The 21,693-nt window shown below is 62.3% G+C and carries 19 protein-coding genes; 9 read left to right on the plus strand and 10 right to left on the minus strand.

Features of this window, described 5'->3' with window-relative positions; all coding sequences use genetic code 11:
• Positions 1-10 precede the first annotated feature (10 nt).
• Positions 11-1,327, plus strand: coding sequence for a c-type cytochrome (locus ABH945_RS06345; RefSeq protein WP_429250037.1), 1,317 nt, complete (start codon positions 11-13; stop codon positions 1,325-1,327).
• A gap of 103 nt (positions 1,328-1,430) precedes the next feature.
• Entirely contained in the window at positions 1,431-2,627 is a 1,197-nt protein-coding gene (locus ABH945_RS06350) for a porin (RefSeq protein ID WP_429250038.1), read from the plus strand.
• 60 nt (positions 2,628-2,687) lie between these two features.
• Here the strand turns inward: ABH945_RS06350 and ABH945_RS06355 are convergent, their stop codons facing one another.
• Positions 2,688-2,975 (minus strand): hypothetical protein, encoded by a 288-nt coding sequence (locus ABH945_RS06355; protein ID WP_074766407.1) that lies wholly within the window; start codon positions 2,973-2,975, stop codon positions 2,688-2,690.
• Between the two features lie 390 nt (positions 2,976-3,365).
• Between ABH945_RS06355 and ABH945_RS06360 the strand changes: the two genes are divergently transcribed.
• Positions 3,366-5,255: a glycoside hydrolase family 15 protein gene (locus ABH945_RS06360; protein WP_429250039.1), complete on the plus strand. Its 1,890-nt coding sequence runs from the start codon at positions 3,366-3,368 to the stop codon at positions 5,253-5,255.
• 136 nt (positions 5,256-5,391) lie between these two features.
• Complete coding sequence (locus ABH945_RS06365) at positions 5,392-6,744, plus strand: MFS transporter (RefSeq protein WP_074764041.1); 1,353 nt, start codon at positions 5,392-5,394, stop codon at positions 6,742-6,744.
• A 119-nt stretch (positions 6,745-6,863) separates the two neighbouring features.
• Here the strand turns inward: ABH945_RS06365 and ABH945_RS06370 are convergent, their stop codons facing one another.
• Positions 6,864-9,386, minus strand: a complete 2,523-nt coding sequence (locus ABH945_RS06370; protein ID WP_429250040.1) for a penicillin-binding protein 1A — start codon at positions 9,384-9,386, stop codon at positions 6,864-6,866.
• Between the two features lie 161 nt (positions 9,387-9,547).
• Between ABH945_RS06370 and fabV the strand changes: the two genes are divergently transcribed.
• Positions 9,548-10,744 carry an enoyl-ACP reductase FabV gene (gene fabV / locus ABH945_RS06375; RefSeq protein ID WP_074764039.1) on the plus strand — a complete coding sequence of 399 codons (1,197 nt, stop codon included), beginning with the start codon at positions 9,548-9,550 and terminating at the stop codon, positions 10,742-10,744.
• 96 nt (positions 10,745-10,840) lie between these two features.
• Here the strand turns inward: fabV and ABH945_RS06380 are convergent, their stop codons facing one another.
• The gene (locus tag ABH945_RS06380; RefSeq protein ID WP_074764038.1) at positions 10,841-11,479 is read right to left on the minus strand and encodes a TetR/AcrR family transcriptional regulator; all 639 of its coding nucleotides are present in this window, start codon (positions 11,477-11,479) and stop codon (positions 10,841-10,843) included.
• Between the two features lie 112 nt (positions 11,480-11,591).
• On the opposite strand from ABH945_RS06380, the gene ABH945_RS06385 reads away from it, so the two are divergent.
• The gene (locus tag ABH945_RS06385) at positions 11,592-11,951 is read left to right on the plus strand and encodes a darcynin family protein (protein WP_074764037.1); all 360 of its coding nucleotides are present in this window, start codon (positions 11,592-11,594) and stop codon (positions 11,949-11,951) included.
• Between the two features lie 52 nt (positions 11,952-12,003).
• Here the strand turns inward: ABH945_RS06385 and ABH945_RS06390 are convergent, their stop codons facing one another.
• From ABH945_RS06390 to ABH945_RS06400, 3 genes are all read right to left on the minus strand, one after another.
• Entirely contained in the window at positions 12,004-12,363 is a 360-nt protein-coding gene (locus ABH945_RS06390; protein WP_074764036.1) for a hypothetical protein, read from the minus strand.
• A 160-nt stretch (positions 12,364-12,523) separates the two neighbouring features.
• On the minus strand, positions 12,524-13,147 hold the full coding sequence (locus ABH945_RS06395) for a glutathione S-transferase family protein (RefSeq protein WP_074764035.1): 624 nt from the start codon (positions 13,145-13,147) through the stop codon (positions 12,524-12,526).
• Positions 13,148-13,214: 67 nt separating this feature from the next.
• Positions 13,215-14,123, minus strand: a complete 909-nt coding sequence (locus tag ABH945_RS06400) for an AraC family transcriptional regulator (protein ID WP_429250375.1) — start codon at positions 14,121-14,123, stop codon at positions 13,215-13,217.
• Between the two features lie 223 nt (positions 14,124-14,346).
• On the opposite strand from ABH945_RS06400, the gene ABH945_RS06405 reads away from it, so the two are divergent.
• A complete protein-coding gene (locus ABH945_RS06405) occupies positions 14,347-15,177 on the plus strand; it encodes an oxidoreductase (RefSeq protein WP_429250041.1) in 831 nt (276 codons plus the stop codon).
• A gap of 43 nt (positions 15,178-15,220) precedes the next feature.
• Here ABH945_RS06405 and ABH945_RS06410 read toward each other — a convergent pair whose 3' ends face one another.
• Positions 15,221-16,117, minus strand: a complete 897-nt coding sequence (locus ABH945_RS06410) for a LysR family transcriptional regulator (RefSeq protein WP_074764032.1) — start codon at positions 16,115-16,117, stop codon at positions 15,221-15,223.
• A gap of 143 nt (positions 16,118-16,260) precedes the next feature.
• Between ABH945_RS06410 and tam the strand changes: the two genes are divergently transcribed.
• Positions 16,261-17,076 (plus strand): trans-aconitate 2-methyltransferase, encoded by an 816-nt coding sequence (gene tam, locus ABH945_RS06415; protein ID WP_429250042.1) that lies wholly within the window; start codon positions 16,261-16,263, stop codon positions 17,074-17,076.
• A gap of 164 nt (positions 17,077-17,240) precedes the next feature.
• Positions 17,241-17,606 carry a hypothetical protein gene (locus ABH945_RS06420; protein WP_074764030.1) on the plus strand — a complete coding sequence of 122 codons (366 nt, stop codon included), beginning with the start codon at positions 17,241-17,243 and terminating at the stop codon, positions 17,604-17,606.
• Between the two features lie 39 nt (positions 17,607-17,645).
• Here the strand turns inward: ABH945_RS06420 and ABH945_RS06425 are convergent, their stop codons facing one another.
• The 3 genes from ABH945_RS06425 to ABH945_RS06435 form a co-directional block, all read right to left on the minus strand.
• Positions 17,646-18,860, minus strand: coding sequence for a porin (locus ABH945_RS06425; protein WP_429250043.1), 1,215 nt, complete (start codon positions 18,858-18,860; stop codon positions 17,646-17,648).
• Positions 18,861-18,935: 75 nt separating this feature from the next.
• Entirely contained in the window at positions 18,936-20,387 is a 1,452-nt protein-coding gene (locus ABH945_RS06430; protein WP_429250044.1) for an APC family permease, read from the minus strand.
• Positions 20,388-20,695: 308 nt separating this feature from the next.
• Entirely contained in the window at positions 20,696-21,691 is a 996-nt protein-coding gene (locus ABH945_RS06435) for an AraC family transcriptional regulator (RefSeq protein WP_074764028.1), read from the minus strand.
• Positions 21,692-21,693 lie beyond the last annotated feature (2 nt).

A 21,693-nucleotide genomic window follows, 5' to 3' on the forward strand; every position in this document is an offset into this window, starting at 1 on the left:
GGCGCGGACAATGACAAACACACAACCTCAACGCGGCATCAATGTGCTTCGCAAGGTGCTGCTGAAATGGCTGCCGTCGGCCGCTTTGACCACGCTCGCGAGCTTCGCCTTCACCGGCCTCGCCCATGCCGACGACGCCGCGCAGATCAAGCACGGCGAATATCTTGCGCGTGCGGCCGACTGTATCGCGTGCCACACGTCGAACAAGGCGAAACCGTTCGCGGGCGGCGTGCCATTCAATCTGCCGTTCGGCACGATCTATTCGACCAACATCACGCCGGACCCGGTGCACGGCATCGGCCAGTTGAGCGACGCGGATTTCATCAGCGCGGTGCGTGAGGGCAAGTCGAAGGACGGCAAGCGCCTGTATCCGGCGATGCCGTACACGTCGTACACGCAACTGACCGACGCGGACATCCTCGCGATTCGCGCGTATCTGCGCACGGTCGCGCCGATTGCGCAGCCCGCGCCCGAAAATACGCTGTCGTTCCCGTTCAACCAGCGTTGGGCGATGATGTTCTGGAACCTGTTCAACTTCAGTTCGGGCCGCTTCCAGGAAGATCCGACGAAGAGCGCGGAGTGGAACCGTGGCGCGTATCTGGTCGGCGCGCTCGCGCACTGCCAGGAGTGCCATACGCCGCGTAACTTCATGCAGGGTCTGTCGAGCAAGTCGCTGGCGGGCGCGGAACTGGGCAACTGGACCGCGTTCAACATCACGCCGGACAAGAACGCCGGTATCGGCGGCTGGAGCCAGGATGAGCTGATCGCGTATCTGCGTGACGGTGCAGCGCCCGGCAAGGCGAACGCCGCGGGCCCGATGGCCGAAGTCGTCGAGAACAGCACGCGCTTTCTTACGCCAGAAGACCTGAAGGCGATGGCGGTTTTCCTGGGTACGGTCCCGCCGCGCAACAACGGTGAAACGCAGCCGCGCTTCTCGTTCGGTTCGCCGATCCAGTCGGTCAGCCAGATCCGCAATCAGGCCTTGACGGTGCTGGGCGGCGGCGCTCCCGCCGACGGCCGCACGCTGTACAACGGCAATTGCGCGAGTTGTCACGGCTGGCAAGGCACGGGCGTGGGTGGCGATTCCGCTGGCGCTTATCCGTCTTTGTTGCACAATACCGCCCTCGGCGCAGCGACGCCCAACAATCTGACCATGGTGGTGCTGCACGGCGTGAGCCGCCAGACCAACCAGGTTCACGTCGCCATGCCCGGTTTCGCGGATCAGTTGAGCGATGCCGACGTTGCCACGCTGGTGAACTTCCTGTCCACGCAGTTCGGTAACCCGGCCGCCACGACGACCGCGGCGAACGTGGCAAAAATGCGCTGAGCGCGGTACCCGCGCGGTGCGTCCGTTTCGTGCTGTCGGCACGATCCGTACGCGTCGCGTGGGCAAAGCAATAACAGGCAACAGGTAATCACCAGCAGGACAGATGAAACAACAACAACGTAATACCCGCAACGTCATCCTCAAGACGTTGTTTGCTGCCGCCGCCGGCGCCGCAGCGCTTCCCGCCAGTGCGCAAAGCAGCGTCACCCTGTACGGCGTGGTCGACGATGCCCTCACCTACGTGAACAATCAGAAAGGCCATTCGAACGTTTATCTTCGACAGGGAAATCTGTATTCGTCGAAATTCGGCATTAAAGGCAATGAAGATCTCGGCGGCGGCACGTCCGCGATCTTCGATCTGCAGGCGGGCTACGATCCGAACACCGGGGCGAGCGCGTCGAGCGGATTGCTGTTCAACCGTCAATCGTTCGTGGGGCTGTCGAATCGCGATTACGGCACCGTCACGCTCGGACGCCAGTACACCGCCTATTTCCAGTTCGTCGGGCCGCTCTCGTCGAGCACTTACCTGACCGGCGCGACCGGCGCGCATCCTGGCGATATCGACGGTCTCGACACGACGATCCGCACGAATAACGCGGTGCTGTACGTGTCGCCGCAGTGGTTCGGTTTGCAGGCGAGCGCGATGTATGCGTTCGGCGGCATCGCGGGCAGCACGGGGCGTGGTCAGACGTGGAGCGGCGCAGTGCGTTACACGAACGGTCCGTTTGCCGTCGCGGCCGGTTATCTGCAGATGGATAACGCTCAAACCAGCGAGACGACCGCAGCATTCGATTCGTCGTCGACGACCGGCTTCGGCGTCTCCGCAGTGAATCAGGGCTACGTGACCGCGCGCTCGGTGCGCCATGCGGCGATTTCGGCGAACTACCAGTTCGGTCCGGTGCTGACCGGCCTGACGTATTCGAATGTGCGCTATCTGCCGGGCTCGCGTTCGATCTTCGTCAATACCGAAACGTTCAACACGTACGGCGCATTCGCGCGCTGGACCATCACGCCCGCGACGGACGTGGCCGCCGGTTACTCGTACACGTTTGCGTCGAAAGCGAACGGTGTCGCAAACGCGGCGCGCTATCAGCAGGTGTCGTTGAAGCAGAGCTACCGTCTGTCGAAACGCACGACGCTGTATGCGGTCGAAGCGTGGCAGCACGCGAGCGGTCAGACGCTCGACAGCACGGGCGCGGTGATCGAGGCGGCACCGGTAGTGGGCGATTCGCAAAACACCACGCCGTCGTCGACGAATTCGCAGTTCGTCGGCATGCTGGGGATGGCGGTTTCGTTCTGACGCGTCTCTGATTTCGTGCGGTGCGTTTGTCTTTGACGACAGCGCATCGCACGCTTCACGCTAGAACTTCGGATGACACTCGAAGTTCACCGACGATGCGTGTGCTTCCATCGTCTGCACGCCGCTGACGGTTTCGGTCGTGACGCTGCTCTGCATACCCTGTTTCTCGCAGTAATCGCGTGCCTCGTTGACCGCATGGACATGCGCACGAGCCCACGCCATCCTGCCGCCAGTCGCGCTGGCCGCCACCGTATAAGTGCCGGGCTTGTCAGTGGCGGCGACGTCGCTTCCCGACGCGCATCCCGCGAGGCTCGCACACGCGGCGAGCGCCACCACCAGGCCGCGCATTCGCGCCGGCCACGGGTTCTTCTCCGACAGCGCGAGCGACGCACTGTTCTTCATCGATAGACCGTCAAGATCGATTGAATCTCGATTCGTCATGTCACACCTACCCTCGTTTTAACCTTTCGCCAAGACCGAAATTATCCGTAATCGCGCGTAAGAGATCAGCCGATTCGTACGGAAACACTGTTGCGGACACTTGAACAATCGCGTCCGCGTGGCGGTTCGCGGCGTTCGTGAGATTTGCGGCACGGCCGTTGCTAACACCGTTGAGATTCGCGGAGTGCGGCGCCTGTCACTTTCCTCTGCTCTATTGCACGGCGTGTGCCTGCATACGACGCGTCGTGGTCCGCACCAGGGCAATCCCGCCGATGCCGTTTCCTGGAGTGTGCTGCCATGCCCGACGAGCGCCCCATCCCTTCGAGACCTGCGCTGCCGCTCGACGCACGCGGCCTGATCGGCAATATGAAAACGACCGCGCTGGTGTCGCTGCGCGGTTCGATCGATTTCATGTGTTTTCCACGCATCGATTCGCCGGCCATTTTTGCGGGTCTGCTGGAGCCGTCGCAGGGCGGTGCTTTCTCGATCGCACCGGAGAACGACGCGGCCAACGTCAAGCAGATGTACATGCCGGACACCAACGTGCTGCTGACGCGCTTCATGACCGGCGAAGGCGTGTGCGAGCTGATGGACTTCATGCCGGTGCCTGAAAACGGCAACGAGGACGGCAATGAGAATGGCCCCGACAAGCCTTCAGCGAACTCAGGCGCACCGCTGCCGAACTGCGTGATTCGCGTGGTGCGGATGGTGCACGGCCGCATGCGTTTCAGGATGCGTTGCGAGCCGCGTTTCGCTTATGCGCGCAGCGTCCCCGCTGTCGAACTGGTAGAACAACACGCGGTGCAATTCAGCAGCGCCGAAGGCGACTTGCGTCTGCGGCTGAACAGCACCCACCCGCTTTCCATCGACACTAGCGAGGGCGCGGCGCATGCCGAATTCGAACTGGAGAACGGCGCGTCCGCCGGCTTTGTCTTCGGCGACGCCGACGCGTTGCGTGACGACCCGTTCGACTGCGAAACGGTGTTGGCCGACACGATCCGTTACTGGCGAGGCTGGTCCGCGCAATCCACCTATCGCGGACGCTACCGCGAAGTCGTGATGCGCTCGGCCCTCACGTTGAAGCTGCTCAGTTCCAGCGAATACGGCGCCATCGTGGCCGCGCCGACCTTCGGTCTTGCCGAAGCGCTCGACGGCTCGCGTCGCTGGGATTACCGATTCACGTGGATTCGCGACGCCGCGTTTTCGGTCTACGCACTGCTGCGTCTTGGCTACACCGGCGAAGCGCGGCACTTCATGAAATGGATCGCCGAGCGCAGCCGCCATTGCGATTCCGACGGCTCACTGAAGGTGATGTACACCGTTGACGGCAACGAGCCGCCCGCCGAAACCGAAGTCGCCACGCTCGCAAACGGCACGCCCGCCGTTCCGCTGATCGGCAATGCCGCGCGCGATCAGACCCAGCTCGACGTGTACGGCGCGCTGCTCGACGCGATCTATCTGTACAACAAATACGGCGCCGCTATTTCGTACGACGGCTGGCGTGACGTGACGCGCACGGTCGACTACGTGGTCGATCACTGGAGCGAAGCGGACCACGGCATCTGGGAATTCCGCAACGGTTTGCGGCCCCTGCTCCACTCGCGGCTGATGTGCTGGGTGACGGTGGATCGCGCGCTGCGTCTCGCGGAAAAGCGCTCGCTGCCCGCGCCGCTGAAGCGCTGGTTCGATACGCGCGATGCGATTCATCGGGACATCCACGAACATTTTTGGAACGACGAACTGCACGCGTTCGTGCAGACGCCGGAGTCGAAGACGCTCGACGCGTCGGCGTTGATGATGCCGCTGGTGCGCTTCATCGGCCCGACCGATCCGCGCTGGCTCGGTACGCTCGACGCGATCGGCGCCGAACTGAAAGTCGATCCGCTGATTTTCCGCTACACGCGCGGCGCAACGCTCGACGGCCTGCCGGGAATCGAAGGTGGTTTCAGCGCATGTTCGTTCTGGTACGCCGAAGCACTGGCGCGTGCCGGACGGGTTGACGAAGGCCGGCTCGTGTTCGAGAAAATGCTCGCTTACGCGAACCACGTCGGCCTCTTTTCGGAAGAAGTCGCGACCAGCGGGGAGGCGCTCGGCAACTTTCCGCAAGCGCTGACGCACCTCGCTCTGATCAGCGCGGCGTACCAGCTGGACCGCAATCTCGACAAGGTTCACATTCCGTGGACCTGATCGTTCGGCCGCCGCGGAAGCCCTGCGTAAGCGCGGACACACAGCCTTTCATAAAACATTTCCTGAAATGCTTTTAAGCGACTAGTCTGTAACGACATCAATCTAACGACCCGGACGCAAACCGGAGGAGACATCGATGGAGCTCGAAACACGCACTATTAAACGTGTGATGGCGCGGCTCGTGCCGTTCCTGATGCTGTGTTATTTCATTGCCTATCTCGATCGCGTCAACGTCGGTTTTGCTGCACTGCAAATGAACAAGGCGCTTGATTTTTCGGCGAGCGCTTTCGGCTTCGGCGCAGGGGTGTTCTTCATCGCGTACTTTTTCTTCGAAGTCCCATCCAATCTGCTGCTCGAGCGATTCGGCGCGCGCCGCTGGATCGCGCGGATCATGTTCACGTGGGGGATTCTCGCGGGCGCGATGGCGTTCATTCCCAATATCGCGCACTGGACCGGCATGTCGGCCGCACACGTGTTTTTCGGCTTGCGGATTCTGCTGGGCATTGCCGAAGCGGGCTTTTTCCCCGGCATCATTTTCCTGCTGACGCTGTGGTTTCCCGCCGCGTATCGTGGCCGCGTGGTCGGCTATTTCATGGCGGCGATTCCGCTGTCCACGGTGATCGGCGGGCCGATTTCGGGCGCGCTGCTGTCGCTGGACGGCCGGGCCGGACTGGCCGGCTGGCAATGGCTGTATCTGATCGAGGCGATGCCGGCGGTCCTGCTGTCGTTCGGTGTGCTGCTGTATCTGACCGACAAGCCCGCCGACGCCCACTGGCTCGCCGACGAAGAACGCGACTGGCTGATGGCGCGGCAGAAGCAGGAGCGCGCGCATCGCGAATCGGTGCACGCGTTCAGCGTGAAGGAAGCGCTGATCAACCCGCGCGTGCTCGCCATCGCGCTGATCTATTTCGGCGCGAACGCAACCAACTACGGGCTGAGTTTCTTCCTGCCGCAAATCGTGAAGTCGTTCGGGCTCACCAATCTGCAAACGGGGTTTGTGACGTCGTTGCCGTATATCGTCGGCGTGATCAGCATGGTGCTGTGGGGGCGTCACTCGGATCGCAAGCTCGAACGCAAGTGGCACGTGGCAATCGCGCTGCTGGTCGCGGCGGGCGGGATTTCGGCGGCGGCCGGGCTGGACAATCCGGTGCTGAAGATGATCGCGCTGTCGATCGCCGGGTTCGGCATTTTCGGCTGTCTGCCGGTGATCTGGACCTTGCCCGCTTCGTTCCTGTCGGGTGCGGCGGCAGCGGGCGGGATTGCCGCGATCAATTCGCTCGGCAATCTGGCCGGTTTCTTCGGACCGTTCGCGATGGGCTGGATCAAGGACAGCACCGGCGGCTTCGGCGCGGGGCTGCTGTGCCTCGCGGGCGCGGGTCTGGTGGGCGTGGCTGCCGTGTTGCTGCTGCATCACGACCCGTCGCTCGAGGCGTCTTCGGGGATGCCTGACGCGGGGACTGCGGGTGGGGCGAAGGTGGCGCGGTCGTAGCGCGGAGGCGGTTTTTTCTCTGCGGGCGGGTCTTTAGCCGGGATGGGCGCGGGCATCGTTGACCGCGCCATGCAATCTCCTCGCCATGGCGCGCCCCGTCCGTCTCAACTACGGCCTTGTCACTGCGCGCTATTTCCGCCCGCGCCCACGTTCGAAGAATTTCCTGCGTCCGGCGGCACGGCATCGTCCGGCGTAGGTGTCGGCGCGAAAGCCGGTTCACCGTTACCGTGCGCTTCGCCGTCGACGGCTCCATTGCCCGGCTCAATCGACAACCCCGGCGCCGGCAGGATCGGCGGCAGCGCACGCGGCTCGACTGTCGACCCGGATGCCGCCGCTGAAACCGACGCGCCCCTGTCAACCGAAGCCGCCGGCGCAACCGGCTCCGCCGGCCTGGCCACCGATCCATGCCGTGCCGACCCACGCGACGCCACGACCTTCGCGTCGGTCTTCGGCGCCGATCCCGCAAACAGATGCTCGAACCAGTCCTTCAACCTGCCCGTGCGCTCGGCGAACCAGCCCGGCTCCTGCTGCGTATCGAATTTCAGGCGCGTGTCGATCAGCCTCGAACGCTGCGCGCGCTGGAAGAAATCGCCGACGATCGGCAGCGCGCTATGCGCTCCCTGCCCCCAATAATCGCTGCGCAAGGTCACTCGGCTGTCGTTGAAACCGACCCATGCGCCCGCCACCAGTTGCGGCTGAATCAGGATGAACCAGCCGTCCGCGTTGCCTTGCGTCGTGCCCGTTTTCCCCGCGACGTCGCCGCGCACGCCGAAACGGCTGCGGATCGCCGAACCCGTGCCCCGGCTCACCACGTCGCGCATTACGTCGACGAGCGTGCGCGCGGTCGACACCGGCAACTCCTGCTTCGGCGCGACCGGTTCGAAATCGGCGAGCACGTCGCCTTTGCGGTTCTCGATACGCGTGACCATCACCGGTTCGACATAGCCGCCGAGATTGGCGATCGTGCCGTACGCCGACACCATTTCCTTCAGCGTGACCGGGCTCGTGCCGAGCGCGAGCGACGGCACCGGGTCGAGTTCGCTGTCGCGCACGCCCATTGCACGGGCCAGCCGCGCGACCTTGTTTGGACCAACCTGCTCCATCAATTGCGCGGTGATGCGGTTGCGCGAATACGCGAGGCCGTCACGCAGGCTGATCTTGCGTTCGCTCGGTTCGTCCTCGTCGCCCGGACGCCAGACTTCGCCGCCCGCGAGGGGAATTTCCACCGGCTTGTCGACCAGCGTATCGGCCGGTTGCGCGCCCGCTTCGAAAGCCGCAGCGTAGACGAACGGCTTGAACGTCGAGCCCGGCTGACGGCGTGCCTGCTGCACGTGGTCGAACGGGTCCTGGCTGAAATCGCGGCTGCCGACCCATGCCTTGATCTGGCCGTTGCGCGGGTCCATCGCGAGGAAATCGGCCTGCACGCGGGTTTTTGCGTCGCAAACGGACTGCACCAGCGCGCGGTCGGCGCTGAGCTTTTTCAGCGCGTCTTCGTCGCTCAGGCCCGCATCTTTTGCGGCGCGGTAGTCGGGCGTTTCGCGCAGGAAAACCGGCATCAGGTCTTTCGCGCCCGAGCAGCCGGCGCGCGCACCCCACGCCGAATTCGCGATGCCCTGCAACTGGTTGCCCTGCAGCGTGACCGCCTGGGTCGCCATGCTCTGCAGACGCGAATCGATGGTGGTGCGCACCACCAGTCCGTCCGAATAGATGTTGTAGTCGTTGCGGTCGGCCCACGCGGCCAGCCATTTACGCAACTGCTGAGCGAAGTGCGGCGCGGGTCCGGGCGGCTCCGTCTGACGCTCGAAATCGATTCGCAGCGGACGGCGGCTCAGTGTCTGATACGCGGCGGGCGTCAGCTTGCCGTACTTGACCATCTGGCCGAGCACCGTATTACGGCGGTCCAGCGCGCGCTCGGGATTCAGTACCGGGTTGTAATAGCTATTGCCCTTGAGCATGCCAGTGAGCGTCGCGCTCTCCAGCACGTTCAGATCGGACGCCGACTTGCCGAAATAGGTGCGGGCCGCCATCTCGATCCCGTACGCGTTGTACAGGAACGGCACCGTGTTCAGATAGGTTTCGAGAATCTCGTCCTTGCTGTAGAGCGCTTCGATCTTGAACGCAGTGATCGCTTCCTTCAGCTTGCGGGTCAGGGTCGGCGCGCGGCCGATTTCGTCGGGATACAGATTGCGCGCGAGCTGCTGCGTGATGGTCGAGCCGCCCTGGCGGTTACCGGAAAACGTATGCAGCGCCGCTGACGCCGTCCGTCGCCAGTCGAGCCCCCAATGCTGGTAGAAACGGTGATCTTCGGTCGCGATCAGCGCGTTCACGACGTTCGGCGAGATTTCCTTGAGCGGCACCCACTCCCGGTTGGACGGCTTGAATTCGGCGAGCAGTTTGCCGTCGGCGGAAAGAATCTGCGCGGGTTGTTCGATCTTCGCCTTGCGGATATCGCCGATGCTCGGCGTGAACGGAATCAGGATCAGCACATACAGCAGCAACAGCACCGGTAGCGCGGCGACAGCCCACGCCACGCCGCGCCGGGTGGGATGGCGCAGGTGCCACAAAGCCTGTGCGACGAGCGGATTCGCGAGGGTCAGCGCTTTGTCGAGAGCTGCCAGAATGGGGGGGATGATGCGCTTCACACTTGCTACCGTCTGCCTGGAAAGGCGCAATCCTACCAAGACGCGCGGTGGCCGCCGATTTTTGCGGCGTTCAGCGGGTATCCCGGCTCGCCTGACTGGCAATCGATCCCGCATAAAGCGAGGGCCACTATAATGTCGCCAATTCTGACAAGAGGTGCTTCATGATCATCAAACCGCGCGTGCGTGGCTTTATCTGCGTCACAACTCATCCGGTCGGCTGCGAAGCCAACGTCAAGGAACAGATCGAGTACGTCAAGGCACGCGGTCCCATTGCGAACGGCCCGAAGAAGGTGCTCGTGATCGGCGCGTCGACCGGCTATGGCCTCGCCGCCCGCATCAGCGCCGCGTTCGGCAGCGACGCCGACACCCTCGGCGTGTTCTTCGAACGCGCCGGCAGCGAAACCAAGGCGGGCACGGCCGGCTGGTACAACACCGCCGCGTTCGAGAAATTCGCCACGGAAAAAGGCCTGTACGCGACCAGCATCAACGGCGACGCTTTTTCCGACGAAGTCAAACAGCGCACCATCGAGGTGATCAAGCGCGATCTGGGTCAGGTCGATCTGGTCGTCTACAGCCTCGCCGCGCCCAAGCGCACGCATCCGAAAACCGGCGAAACCTTCAGTTCGACGCTGAAGCCGGTGGGCAAGGCCGTGAACCTGCGCGGCATCGACACGGACAAGGAAGTCATCAAGGAAACCGTGCTCGAACCGGCCACGCAGACCGAAATCGACCACACGGTCGCCGTGATGGGCGGCGAAGACTGGCAGATGTGGATCGACGCGCTGCTCGAAGCGGGCGTGCTCGCGGATGGCGCGAAGACCACCGCGTTCACATACCTGGGCGAAAAGGTCACGCACGACATCTACTGGAACGGCTCGATTGGCGCGGCCAAGAAGGACCTCGACCAGAAGGTGCTGGGGATTCGCGAGAAACTGGCTGCCAAAGGCGGCGACGCGCGCGTGTCGGTGCTGAAGGCGGTCGTGACGCAAGCCAGCTCGGCGATTCCGATGATGCCGCTATATCTGTCGCTGCTCTTCAAGGTGATGAAGGAGAAAGGCACGCACGAAGGCTGCATCGAGCAGGTTTATGGCCTGTACAAGGACAGCCTGTACGGCGCCGCGCCGCATGTCGACGACGAAGGCCGTCTGCGCGCGGACTACAAGGAACTCGATCCCGAAGTGCAAGGCAAGGTGCTCGAACTGTGGGATCAGGTGACGAACGACAATATCTACGAACTCACCGATTTCGCCGGTTACAAGACCGATTTCCTGCGTCTGTTCGGCTTTGAGATTGCCGGCGTGGATTACGAAGCGGACGTCAACCCGGACGTACAGATTCCGAAGCTGGTGCAGGTTTGAGGTGATGCGGGGCTGTAGCGGCCCCGCTTAGCCGATGCATTGTTGCTGTTGCTATTCCCAGGGGGCCCGCGTGGCCCCTTTTCTTTTGGCCCGCTGCTATGTTGCGTCGCCGCTGACGACGCGCGACTGCCCCACGTAGCCATCCACCGCGCGCATTACGCGCACTTCCAGCGCAGCCGCGTCGCGTTCGCTGCGCTCGCCCGCGTAGTCGACCATCCCGTGCACGATTGCCAGCAGATCGTGCGCGACTTCGCTCGCGTCGCCGAGTTCGGGTGCGCCCGTTTTGACGGTCAGCGCGCTGACCAGCATCCCGTGAATCGTGTCCGCGACCCGCTGATCGCGCTCGCCTAGCGGCAGTCTGCGCTCCTCGAAGTCGATGATCCGCGCCAGTTCGGGCCTGCGCATCTGATGCGCGACCGACGCCTGCACCATCGCCCGCACGCTGTCGTGCGAGCCTTCCAGCTGCGCTGCGGCCTCGATGTCCGCCATCAGTTGCGCGGTCTCGCGCTCGATCAGCGCCACCGTCAGCGCATCGCGATTTGGAAAGTACTGGTACAGCGAGCCGATGCTGACGCCGGCCCGCTCCGCCACCGCATTCGTCGTGTAACCGTTCAGACCGTGCGCTTCCAGAATGCGAGCCGCTGCTTCGAGAACGGCCTCGACGGTCTTTGCCGAGCGCCGCTGAACCGGTGATTTACGGGGCTTCAGATGCTGTTCTGCGGTGGATTTGGCCATGGCTGGAATGCGAGTTTTAAATATGAGTGTTCACTCGTATTCTAACGGTGTTCTCGCGAAAACAGCACGCCTTCAACGGCACTTATCCGACACTCATCTGGAACCGACCATCATGACTTCATCTGACCAGGACACCGTACTGACCGTATTCATGCTCGTCAAAACGCGGCCCGAATGGCTCGCCTGCCCCGGCGACGAGCGCGCCCGCCTGCTCAACGAGCACCTCGTGCCGATTCTGAAAGAGCATGCGGGCGAAGTCAGCCTGCGCTTCTACGACATCGAGTTCTATTCGGCGCGCGTCACCGATATCTGGGTGTGGGACGCAAAAAGCCATGACGCGTACGAAAGGGTCGTCGAAGCGTTGCGCGATACGCCGATCTGGGATCGTCTGTTCGAAGTGGTCGAGATTCTGCCCGGCGTGGAAAACGCCGACGCCAGGCAGAAAACGCGTGAATTGCTGGCAGCGGCTTGAAACTGCTGCGTGATTCAGCGAAGCGGCCGGCGCTGCCGGCCCACACAAAACATTATTTGCAAGGAAACGCGCCCTGAAGCGCGCGGAGAATCACGAGGCCGATCGGGAAATCGTCCGAAATACCGGGGTGGTTCGTGAAAAACGAGTCCAGCAGCGGGTACACGTTCTGATTGCCGATGGCGAGATTTTGCGGCGGGCAGAACAGTTGCGGCTGCTTCTGCGCCGCCAGATCGCCGTTTGCCCAGCCGAACGCGTTGATCGTGCCAGTGATGTAGGCCGCGTAAACCGAGTTGTTATCGCTGTGAGCCCATTTCTTGTATTGGGCGGCCGTCATTTCGGCGCTGGCATTCACGGTGAAAAACAGGGTGAAAAACGCCGTCAGCAGAGCCAGCGCAAATTTTGAAACCCGCATCGTCGAACCTTCAGTTCATGTCGCAAAAGCCGCCATTGTAGGTGAGTCGGCAGGCGGTGCGCAGGGAGACCCGCACGGATATAAATTCGTAAGCATCGCAGAAGGATGGTTGTAAGCGTTGCGGGCATGCAACGGCGCGCGCATGCCCGGCGTACGGCTTTTATGGCGTGCCGTTCCGGCAGTAGCTGCGATAGCCTTCCCGCTCGCCGAGCCGCGTCATATACGCCGCCAGCGCCGGGAAATCGTCATGTTCCAGCGGCGTTTCGAGCCAGCGGTTGGCCGACAGCGCAATGGGAATGTCCGCGAGCGAAAAAGCGTTTCCCGCGATGAACGCGCCGGTGTGTTCCAGTTGCCTTTCGACAATCGCCATGTGCTTCGACCAGTTGGCGCAGGACAACGCAATCTGCTGCGAGTCCTGATGCGCGGGCGAATGGCGGACCAGCGCGAGAAACGCGTAACTCCACGAGCGATTCAACTCGCTCGCCTGCCAGTCGATCCATTGATCGCAGCGCGCTCGCTCGCACGGATCGGCCGGATAAAGCGACTCGCCGCGATAACGTCCCGCCAGATAGCGGATGATCGAATTCGACTCCCACAGCACGAAGTCGCCGTCGCGGATCACGGGCACCATCGCGTTCGGATTGAGTGCGCGAAATTCCGGCGTGTCCGGTGAGCGGAATCCCGCGCCCCAGTCTTCCTGTTCGAAGGAAAGTCCGAGTTCGGTACAGGTCCACAGAACCTTGCGAACGTTGATCGATGAAGTCTTGCCGAGTATCTGCAGCATGGCGGGTCGGGTCTTGACGAAGGGTTGAGATGGATGAGCCGCAGCAGCCTGCGGCGTGCAAGCCGCACTAATGCGACGCCACGAAAATCGAGCCCGGAGCGGGCGGCGGTATAGCGAAGTTTTTTCGCATCCGCTCGGCCTCTTCGACCGGCGTGCGGCCAAATAGCCGCTTGAACTCGCGGCTGAATTGCGACGTGCTTTCGTAGCCCACCTGCACGCTCGCGAGCGCCGCGGTGGTCTCTTCGCGCACCATCAGAAGCCGCGCCTGATGCAGCCGGGTCGACTTCAGATATTGCATCGGCGACGTACGTGTGACGGTTTTGAAGTGAGCGTGAAAGCTGGGCACGCTCATATTCGCTTCGAGCGCGAGTTGCCCGATGTCGAGCGGCTCGCGATAACACGCGTGAATCTTGCGGATCACCCGCGCGATTTTCGCGAACTGTCCCTGCGCGGTGAGCGCGGCGCGCAACGAACCGCCCTGCTCTCCGGTCAGCACGTGAAAGTAGATTTCGCGGACCAGCGCGGGGCCGAGCAATTCCGCCTCCAATGGCACGCTCATCGCTTCGAGAAAGCGCAAGACCGACGCGCCGAGCCGGGCGTCGAGCGGTGACGACACCATGCCGAGGGGCGTCGAGGCAACGCCACCTTCGCGCTCGTCGATTTGCAGCAGCAGATCGGCGGCGAGCCGGAAATCGAGGCGGAAATAGATCGCCAGCAGAGGCCGCGCGGCGCTTGCGTCGGTTTCCATCGTGAACGGCACCGGCACGGACACCGCGAGATAGTGCTGTGCATCGTAGAGATAGACGGTCTCGCCGAGAAAGCCGCGTTTGCGCCCCTGACACACGATCACGATGCCCGGGTCGTACAACACCGGGGTGCGCGCAAGCGGACGATTCGAGCGCAGAAACCGCACGTCGGGCAACGCGGTCAGGTTGTAGCCCTCCAGCGGCGCCAGCGTGTCGAGCAGGCTCACCATGCGCTGCCGGATAGTCGGATTACTTGTATTCAGCTTCACGTCGGCTCTGGCCCCCTGTTGCCGGTCAGGTTGCAATGTGCCATGGGTGCGTCGAAAAATCCACGCGTTCATAGAATCAGGCAATCACCACAGATGAACCGGCATTCGCGCGCGAAGCCGCCGCTTTTACCATTCAGTCCTGTGCCGGATTCAATCGACGGCAACCTTCAAGGAGTGAAACATCATGAGTAAAACGTTTCTGATTACCGGTGTCAGTTCCGGCTTTGGACGTGCTTTCGCGCAAGCGGCGCTTGACGCGGGCCATATCGTCGCCGGTACGGTGCGCGACGCAGGCGCACGCGACGCATTCATCGCGCTCGCCCCTGGACGCGCTCACGCGGTCGTGCTCGACGTGACCGATTTCGACGCGATCCCACCCGCGCTGGCGGCGTTGAGCGAGTCCATCGGACCGATCGACGTGCTGGTCAACAACGCAGGTTACGGGCACGAAGGCACGCTCGAAGAATCGCCGCTGGACGCGATGCGGCGGCAATTCGACGTCAACGTGTTCGGCGCGGTGGCGATGATCAAGGCGGTGCTGCCCGCCATGCGCGAACGCCGTCACGGACATATCGTCAATATCACGTCGATGGGCGGCTTCATTACGATGCCCGGCATTGCCTATTACTGCGGCAGCAAGTTCGCGCTCGAAGGCATCAGCGACACGCTGGCGAAAGAAGTGGCCGGGTTCGGCGTTCACGTGACGGCGGTCGCGCCCGGCTCCTTCCGCACCGATTGGGCCGGCCGCTCGATGGTGCGCTCGGGCCGCAGCATCGCCGATTACGACGCGCTGTTCGATCCCGTGCGCGCGGCGCGCGAGTCGAAGAGCGGCAATCAGGCGGGCGATCCGCGCAAGGCGGCGCAGGCGTTGCTGAAGATCGTCGAGGCGCCGAATCCGCCGGTGCATCTGCTGCTCGGCAACGATGCGGTCGATCTGGTGAAAGCGAAGCTCACCGCATTGCAAACGGAGATCGACGCGTGGGAAGCGCTGTCGCGTTCGACCGATTTCGCGTAGCGCGCCGTGCCTCGCAAGCGACGCTTTGCGGGCGGCTCGTGCATCAACCGCTCAGCGTCGCCTGCTCCCGGATCATGTCGTACAGCGCCTGCGCCGCCGGCGACAGTTGCGCGGTCTTGCGCGCGACCAGCACGAGCGTGCGTGACACCACGGGCTGCGTGAGTTCGATCGTCCGCACCGCCGGGTATGCGCCCTTCTGAATCGCCAGCCCCGGCACCACCGCCGCGCCAACGCCCTGCGCGACGAGGCCCACCGCGGTCGAACTGCGCTGCACTTCATAGAACGAGCGCAGCGCGAGACCGCTCGTTTCCAGTGCGACGTCGAGCAACGCGCGATTGCCGCTGACCTCGCCCGCGAAAATCAGCGGATACGACTGCAATTGCGCCCACGCGATGCGCCGCCGTTTCGCGAGCGGATGATCGTCGCGACAGATCAGCACGTAGCGGTCTTCGGTGAGCGGCACGCTGTCCAGATCGGGATGATGATCGCGCGCGATATTGATGCCGAATTCCACCTCACGCCGCAGCACCGCCTCCTCGACCGCCGACGAAGCGTGATCGAGAATCCTGATCCGGTTATGCGGATAACGCGCCGAATAAGCCTGAAGAATGCGCGGCAAATACTGCACGCCGACTGTCGGCACACATGCAATCGACACGTCGCCGCGACGCGCCACACCGGTCTCGCGGATTTCGACCAGTGCGTCGGCAAGTTCGCCAAGCAGGCGGCGTGCTTGCGGCAGAAAACTGCGGCCGATTTCGGTTAGCGCCATGGAGCGGGTGGTCCGCTCGATCAGCGTGACGCCGAGAAACGTTTCGAGCTTGCGCAGACGCTGCGTGATGGCCGTTTGCGTGACATGCAGCGAATCGGCCGCGCTCTGGAAGCTGCCGCGATCCGCGATGGCGACGAAAGCCTGAACACCTAGGGTGTCGATTTTCATTAGAAAAATGCAGGAATCGGAATGATAAATTCATTTTACTCTGCCCGATTCGACACTGAAAATGAGCGGATTGGATCGCTGTGGAATGTCGCCAACCTGATCTCTCAGACGATCCTGCCCCCAACAATACAAAGGAGCGCCATATGACATCGATATCGACATCGACATCGACATCCGCATCGACGGCATCGAACCCGGACTGGGCCGCGAAGCAATACGTGCTGTTCGAAAACGAGCGCACGCGCCCGGTCCGCGATCTGCTGGCGGCGGTCCCCGCCACCCAGGCGCGAGTCGCGGTGGATATCGGCTGCGGCCCCGGCAACTCCACCGAGATGCTGGCCGCGCATCTGCCGGACGCGGCCGTCAGCGGTATCGACAGTTCCGCCGACATGATCGACGCGGCCCGCCAGCGCCTGCCGCAATGCCGCTTCGAGTTGAGCGACGTATCGACGTGGGACGCCGTTGGGCCGTACGACGTGATCCTGGCGAATGCGGTGTTTCAATGGGTGCCCGACCATCAGCGGCTGTTTCCGTCGCTCGTGAACAAACTCGCGCCGGGCGGCAGCCTCGCTGTGCAGATGCCCGACAATCTCGACGAACCAGCGCACCGTCTGATGCGCGAAGTCGCGGCGCAAGGGCCGTGGGCGGACAGGCTCAAGGGCGTGGAGCGCACCCTGCGGCTCGGTGCCGACTGGTACTACGCGCTGCTCAAGCCGCTGTGCGCGCGTGTCGACGTATGGCGCACCGTCTATCACCACCCGCTCGCGGGCGGCGCCGATGCGGTGGTCGAATGGTTCAAGGGAAGCGCGCTGCGGCCGTTCCTGGCCAGCCTCGACGACACGCAGCGCGACGCGTTCCTGCGGCGATATCGCGACGAGATCGCGAAGGCCTATCCGGCGCTCGCGGACGGCACGGTACTGCTGCCGTTTCCACGGCTTTTCGTCGTCGCCACGCGCTAGCCGTGCGGTAGCCCACACACCGGCTGCACGGCTTGCGCAGCGACGGCGAGCCAAGGGCGCTCAGGCATTGCCGCTGGTCAATTCAGCGTGATATTGTTGCTGTAAGCAAAGGGCGGCAAACCGTCGTCCTCATCGGAAAGCAACTTTCAGCAGCGAGCGTCGCCATGAGTGATGTACGCCATCATCTGAGTCCACGTGACCGTCTGGAGCTGTTGTGCTGGCTCACATGCGGAAGTCTTGGTGCTTATTACCTGAATGAGGACTGGCCCGACGCGGCATTTCACGTGCAGGCCGCCCACAAATGGCTCGACCGCCGCTCGCGCGAAGCCGACTGGCTTTGCATCGCGAAGCTGTCGGCCACCGCTGTCGAAATCGCCAGACGCCATGCGCGTTTTGTCGATACCGACTGGGCGCGCGACGCCGTCGAGGAAATACTCGACACCGACGAAATCGATCCGCAGGCGCGCCTGCTCAAACAGGTACTGGCCGATTGCCAGAGCGCACTGGCCGACAAGCGTATAGCGGATTAGGTCGGTCGCGCTGCACACGTCGTGCAGCGCAGTCGCGGCTTAAAAGTTATGCCGCAATCCGACAATCACGGAGAGTTGCTTGTCTGTGTCCGAATTGACGATGTTCGGAATCTGCGCAAGGTTCTCTGTGTCTCCTGTCGACGGATTGATCCCCAGGCCCGCACCCGACGATTTCTGCCCGATCGCGACCGCATAGACCGCTGTGCGCTTCGAGAGGCTGTACACGGCGCCCAGGTTCACCTGGTGAATTCGCGTCGACGAACCGCCCGACGGTTTGGCGTCGTTGAAAATGTACGCGAAACCTAATTGCAGATCGGGCGCCAGCGCGTACGTCGTATTCAATTCGGCGATGTCGAACGAAATATCCGCGCCGTCGGGCCGCGCCGCAGTCGCAAAGTACTGGCTCTGCGACAACTTCGTGTGCGTATAGGTCAGTGCGACACTGGCCTTGCCGAACGCATACGATCCCCCTGCCCCGAAAATCCGCACCTTGCTCGCGTCCTGCAGCAGACAGAACGACGCGCTCTCATTCGCGCAACTGAAGTCGCCGATATAGCCGCTGGCGCCCCCCAACGCAGCCTGCAAAGGCTGATTCAACTCGAGATAACCCGCGCTCAACGACAACGGGCCATTGGCGTAATTCGCAGCGAGCGACCATCCCTTGTTCTGCGAGAAATTGCCCGCGACGCCACCGAGACTGAACAGGCCGCCAACCGTCAGACCGCCGAAGCTCGGGCTGATGTACTTGATCGAATTATTGAAATTGAACGCTTCGTTCAGGTTGTCGACGTCGCCGAAATGCGAGCCGTAGAGCGTCGCCCAGTTATTACTCGACGCGTAAGCGCCGAGATAATCGGAGAAAGGATCGTATTGACGGCCGAGCGTCAGCGAACCATAGGTGCCGTTACTCACGCCGACCCACGCATTGCGGTTGAACAGCGTATTCGATTGCAGCATCGCGCCGTTGCCGGTCAGAAAGCTGTTCTCGAGCGTGAAATTAACCGTGGTGCCGCCGCCGATATCTTCGGTGCCCATCAGGCCCCAGCGCGACGGCACCAGATTGCCGCCCGCCAGTTGATAGTTCGCGTGGCCGCTGGTGCTGCCGTCGGCGTGCGTCGTCTGCTGATTGGTCGTGTAGACGAGACCGGCGTCCACTGTGCCGTACAACGTAACTGAAGATTGCGCGTGTGCGCCGATCGAAAGGCCGAGCGCGGCCAGCGCAAGCGCCGAGCGCTTGACGAATTTGTCTGCCATGGTTGTCTGCCGGAAGTGAGGTTGACTGCTTTTTTCGCGGACGTTGCGTGGTTTTCGCCGTTTTGCGCGGACGATTTACTGGCCGAAGCCTGCGTAAATATCCGGCCGCTTTTTGCGCAGGATGAGACCGATCACCACGCCGATGAGCGCCACGGCGAACACGATCCACGGGAACGACTTGACGATCGGGCTATCGGAGCCGCTGAGCGCGTCGAGATTGCGCACCAGAATCACGCCGATATACACGAGGCCGATGCCGCCGACGAACGGCGCGATCAACGAGTGCCACACACGCGTGTCCTTGCGCGTCTTGCGGAAAAACGCGATCACCGAAAAACTCGTCACGGCTTGCAGCATCACGACGCCGATCGTGCCGAGTGCCGAACTCCAGCTAAACACGATGTTGAACACGTCGCTGCCCGCTGCGATATAAAGCCCGAGCAGCACACACACCGACAGCGTTTGCAGATAACTCGCGACATACGGCGAACGGTATTTTTCGTGCACCCGGTTGAGTACTTGCGGCAGGATGCCTTCCATACTCAATGCGTGGATATAGCGCACCAGCGTGTTATGAAACGACAGCAGACTCGCGAAAATACTGCTGAGCAGAAGAAAACTCATCACGGTCGTGACGGCACCGCCGAGGTACTTGCCCGACTGAATGAACCAGAAATCGCCGGGTTGTTTGGTGGCGACCGTGACGACGTCGGCGAGACCGTACGCGCAGACAATCGTCCACGTCACGAAGGCGAAGAACACGAGAATCAGCACGACCGACACATACGTTGCGCGCGGCACGGTGACTTTCGGATCGCGGCATTCCTTGCCGTAGATCGCAGTAGCCTCGAAGCCGATGAACGACGCGAACGCGAACATCACCGCAATGCCCAGATGGCCGCTGAATACATGGTCCGGCGAAAAAGGCGCGAGTGTGAGGCCGTTAGGGCCGCCGCCGTGAATCAGAATCGCGACCGACAGCAGCAACAGGATGCCGAGTTCGAGGCACATCAGCACGCCGAGCAAACGGCTATTCAGATCGATGCCGCGAATGCCGGTGAATTGCACCACCGCCACGCAGATCAGCGAATACCCGTACCATGGTAATGCGGTGTGAAGAAGTGGTGACAGGATCACGGTGCAGAAGAAACCGAAGAGCCCGTATAGCGCAATCTGGATGAAGGTGTACGACATCAGCGCGACGAGTGCACCCGCCATGCCGAGCGGACGCCCGAGTCCGGCGGTGATATACGCGTAGAACGCGCCCGCGCGCACCACATGCCGGCTCATCGACGCAAAGCCGACGCTGAAGATCAACAGAATCGCACCGGCAATCACGAATGCGCCGGGAATACCCGCACCGTTGCCGAGACTGATCGCGGGCGGCACTGCGCCGAGCATGCCGGTCAGCGGCGCGGCCGCGGATATCACGAGAAACACGATCTGCCACAAGCCCAGCGTATTGCCCTTCAATTCCACGGGGTTCTCCGCGTCGACCAGGGTGGTCGGCGAATAGGGTTCGTTCATCGCTGCCTCTATGTTATTGGCTAGTTTGACACTCGCCAGAACCCTTTTTATTGCTGGTCATGGCGCTCGTTTAACCGACGTCAAATGCTTCGGGCTGAGCGCATGTTAGGTAGCTAAAAAATAAAACGACTTCGCGAACCGCGCCAAATTTTCGATAAACCGCGCCAATACCGGCGCGATTGCGGGATTCGCGGGTTTGTACTTAATCGACCGATGATTGCTTAGGAAGCCGGAGTGTTTCGGCTTTTGCCTGCGTTTTTCGCTAGAGGCTTTCAGTAGTGAAAGCCTCTACTTCTGCTCGCGTACTTTTATTTTTTCCAATTGCGCGTCGCGCGCCACAACACGGTTGCATCGGCGTAACCGACCGCGCGTGCGATCGCCGCATTGGTCAGTTCGTCGCGCTCCAGCAGGCCTTCTACGCTGCGTTGCCGCTCCTCACGCAGAATCTGACGCACGGACGTGCCCTCCTGCGCGAGGTGCCGTTGCAACGAGCGATGCGAAAGGCCGAGATCTTTTGCAATATCCGCGACGATCAGCTTTTCATGCGCGAGCCGTCGCGTGATCAGATCGCGAACCTGCTCGACAATGCCGTGCTGAATCGCGTCGTTTGCAATCAGGTCGGTCGCGTGGCGCTCCATCATCCGCGCCATTTGCGTATCGGCACTTTTCAGCGCCGCGTCCAGATCCTGCGGACGCAGAATAATGCCATTGAAAGGCTGCTGAAAGCGCACCGGTACGCGAAAGATTCGTGCAAACGGTTTGAGGTCCGCCGGTGCGGCATGCTCGAAATGCACCTCCACCGGATTCCATGCCGAGCCGCGCACGAGCCGGATCATGTGGCACATCGTCGAGATGCTGTACTCCGCATCCTGACGACGCGGCCAGATTTGCGGACTCGCGATCTGATAAGTCCAGATCGGCCATTCGTCGTCGCGCAGCACTTCACACGTCGTCGTGTTCTGCCACGACGCAAGCGCAAGCGTGAATTTTCGCATCGCCGCGTTCAGCGTCGGCGAAGAAAGAAACACGAGGCCCGCAGGCCCGAGTTCTGTCAATTGCAACTCGCTGCCCAATCGCAAGCCGAGCGACGCTTCGTCCAGTACTTCCGCCGCGCGCTCGAATGCCGCCACATATCGCGTGAGCGGCAAGATCTCATACGGATTGGATAGCAGCCGCCGGCTCATGCCGAATGCTTCCAGCAGCGCATCGCAATCGGCGCCTGATTGATCCAGTGCGCGCACCACCGGTCCCATGACCGCCGCGCGAACCATCGGGAAATTGCCGTTGAGCGTGACTTTTTTCATAT

Source organism: Paraburkholderia sp. GAS333 (assembly GCF_050435665.1).
GTDB classification, from domain to species: domain Bacteria; phylum Pseudomonadota; class Gammaproteobacteria; order Burkholderiales; family Burkholderiaceae; genus Paraburkholderia; species Paraburkholderia fungorum_A.

Excerpts from the sequence above, each read along its gene's own strand:
- ABH945_RS06395 (WP_074764035.1), bottom strand. The coding sequence starts at position 13,147 with ATGCTGCAGATACTCGGCAAGACTTCATCGATCAACGTTCGCAAGGTT.
- ABH945_RS06430 (WP_429250044.1), bottom strand. The coding sequence starts at position 20,387 with ATGAACGAACCCTATTCGCCGACCACCCTGGTCGACGCGGAGAACCCC.
- ABH945_RS06425 (WP_429250043.1), bottom strand. The coding sequence starts at position 18,860 with ATGGCAGACAAATTCGTCAAGCGCTCGGCGCTTGCGCTGGCCGCGCTC.
- tam (WP_429250042.1), top strand. The coding sequence starts at position 16,261 with ATGACATCGATATCGACATCGACATCGACATCCGCATCGACGGCATCG.
- ABH945_RS06350 (WP_429250038.1), top strand. The coding sequence starts at position 1,431 with ATGAAACAACAACAACGTAATACCCGCAACGTCATCCTCAAGACGTTG.
- ABH945_RS06390 (WP_074764036.1), bottom strand. The coding sequence starts at position 12,363 with ATGCGGGTTTCAAAATTTGCGCTGGCTCTGCTGACGGCGTTTTTCACC.
- ABH945_RS06420 (WP_074764030.1), top strand. The coding sequence starts at position 17,241 with ATGAGTGATGTACGCCATCATCTGAGTCCACGTGACCGTCTGGAGCTG.
- ABH945_RS06400 (WP_429250375.1), bottom strand. The coding sequence starts at position 14,123 with ATGGTGAGCCTGCTCGACACGCTGGCGCCGCTGGAGGGCTACAACCTG.
- ABH945_RS06410 (WP_074764032.1), bottom strand. The coding sequence starts at position 16,117 with ATGAAAATCGACACCCTAGGTGTTCAGGCTTTCGTCGCCATCGCGGAT.
- ABH945_RS06435 (WP_074764028.1), bottom strand. The coding sequence starts at position 21,691 with ATGAAAAAAGTCACGCTCAACGGCAATTTCCCGATGGTTCGCGCGGCG.
- ABH945_RS06385 (WP_074764037.1), top strand. The coding sequence starts at position 11,592 with ATGACTTCATCTGACCAGGACACCGTACTGACCGTATTCATGCTCGTC.
- ABH945_RS06355 (WP_074766407.1), bottom strand. The coding sequence starts at position 2,975 with ATGCGCGGCCTGGTGGTGGCGCTCGCCGCGTGTGCGAGCCTCGCGGGA.
- ABH945_RS06405 (WP_429250041.1), top strand. The coding sequence starts at position 14,347 with ATGAGTAAAACGTTTCTGATTACCGGTGTCAGTTCCGGCTTTGGACGT.
- ABH945_RS06360 (WP_429250039.1), top strand. The coding sequence starts at position 3,366 with ATGCCCGACGAGCGCCCCATCCCTTCGAGACCTGCGCTGCCGCTCGAC.
- ABH945_RS06365 (WP_074764041.1), top strand. The coding sequence starts at position 5,392 with ATGGAGCTCGAAACACGCACTATTAAACGTGTGATGGCGCGGCTCGTG.
- ABH945_RS06345 (WP_429250037.1), top strand. The coding sequence starts at position 11 with ATGACAAACACACAACCTCAACGCGGCATCAATGTGCTTCGCAAGGTG.
- ABH945_RS06380 (WP_074764038.1), bottom strand. The coding sequence starts at position 11,479 with ATGGCCAAATCCACCGCAGAACAGCATCTGAAGCCCCGTAAATCACCG.
- fabV (WP_074764039.1), top strand. The coding sequence starts at position 9,548 with ATGATCATCAAACCGCGCGTGCGTGGCTTTATCTGCGTCACAACTCAT.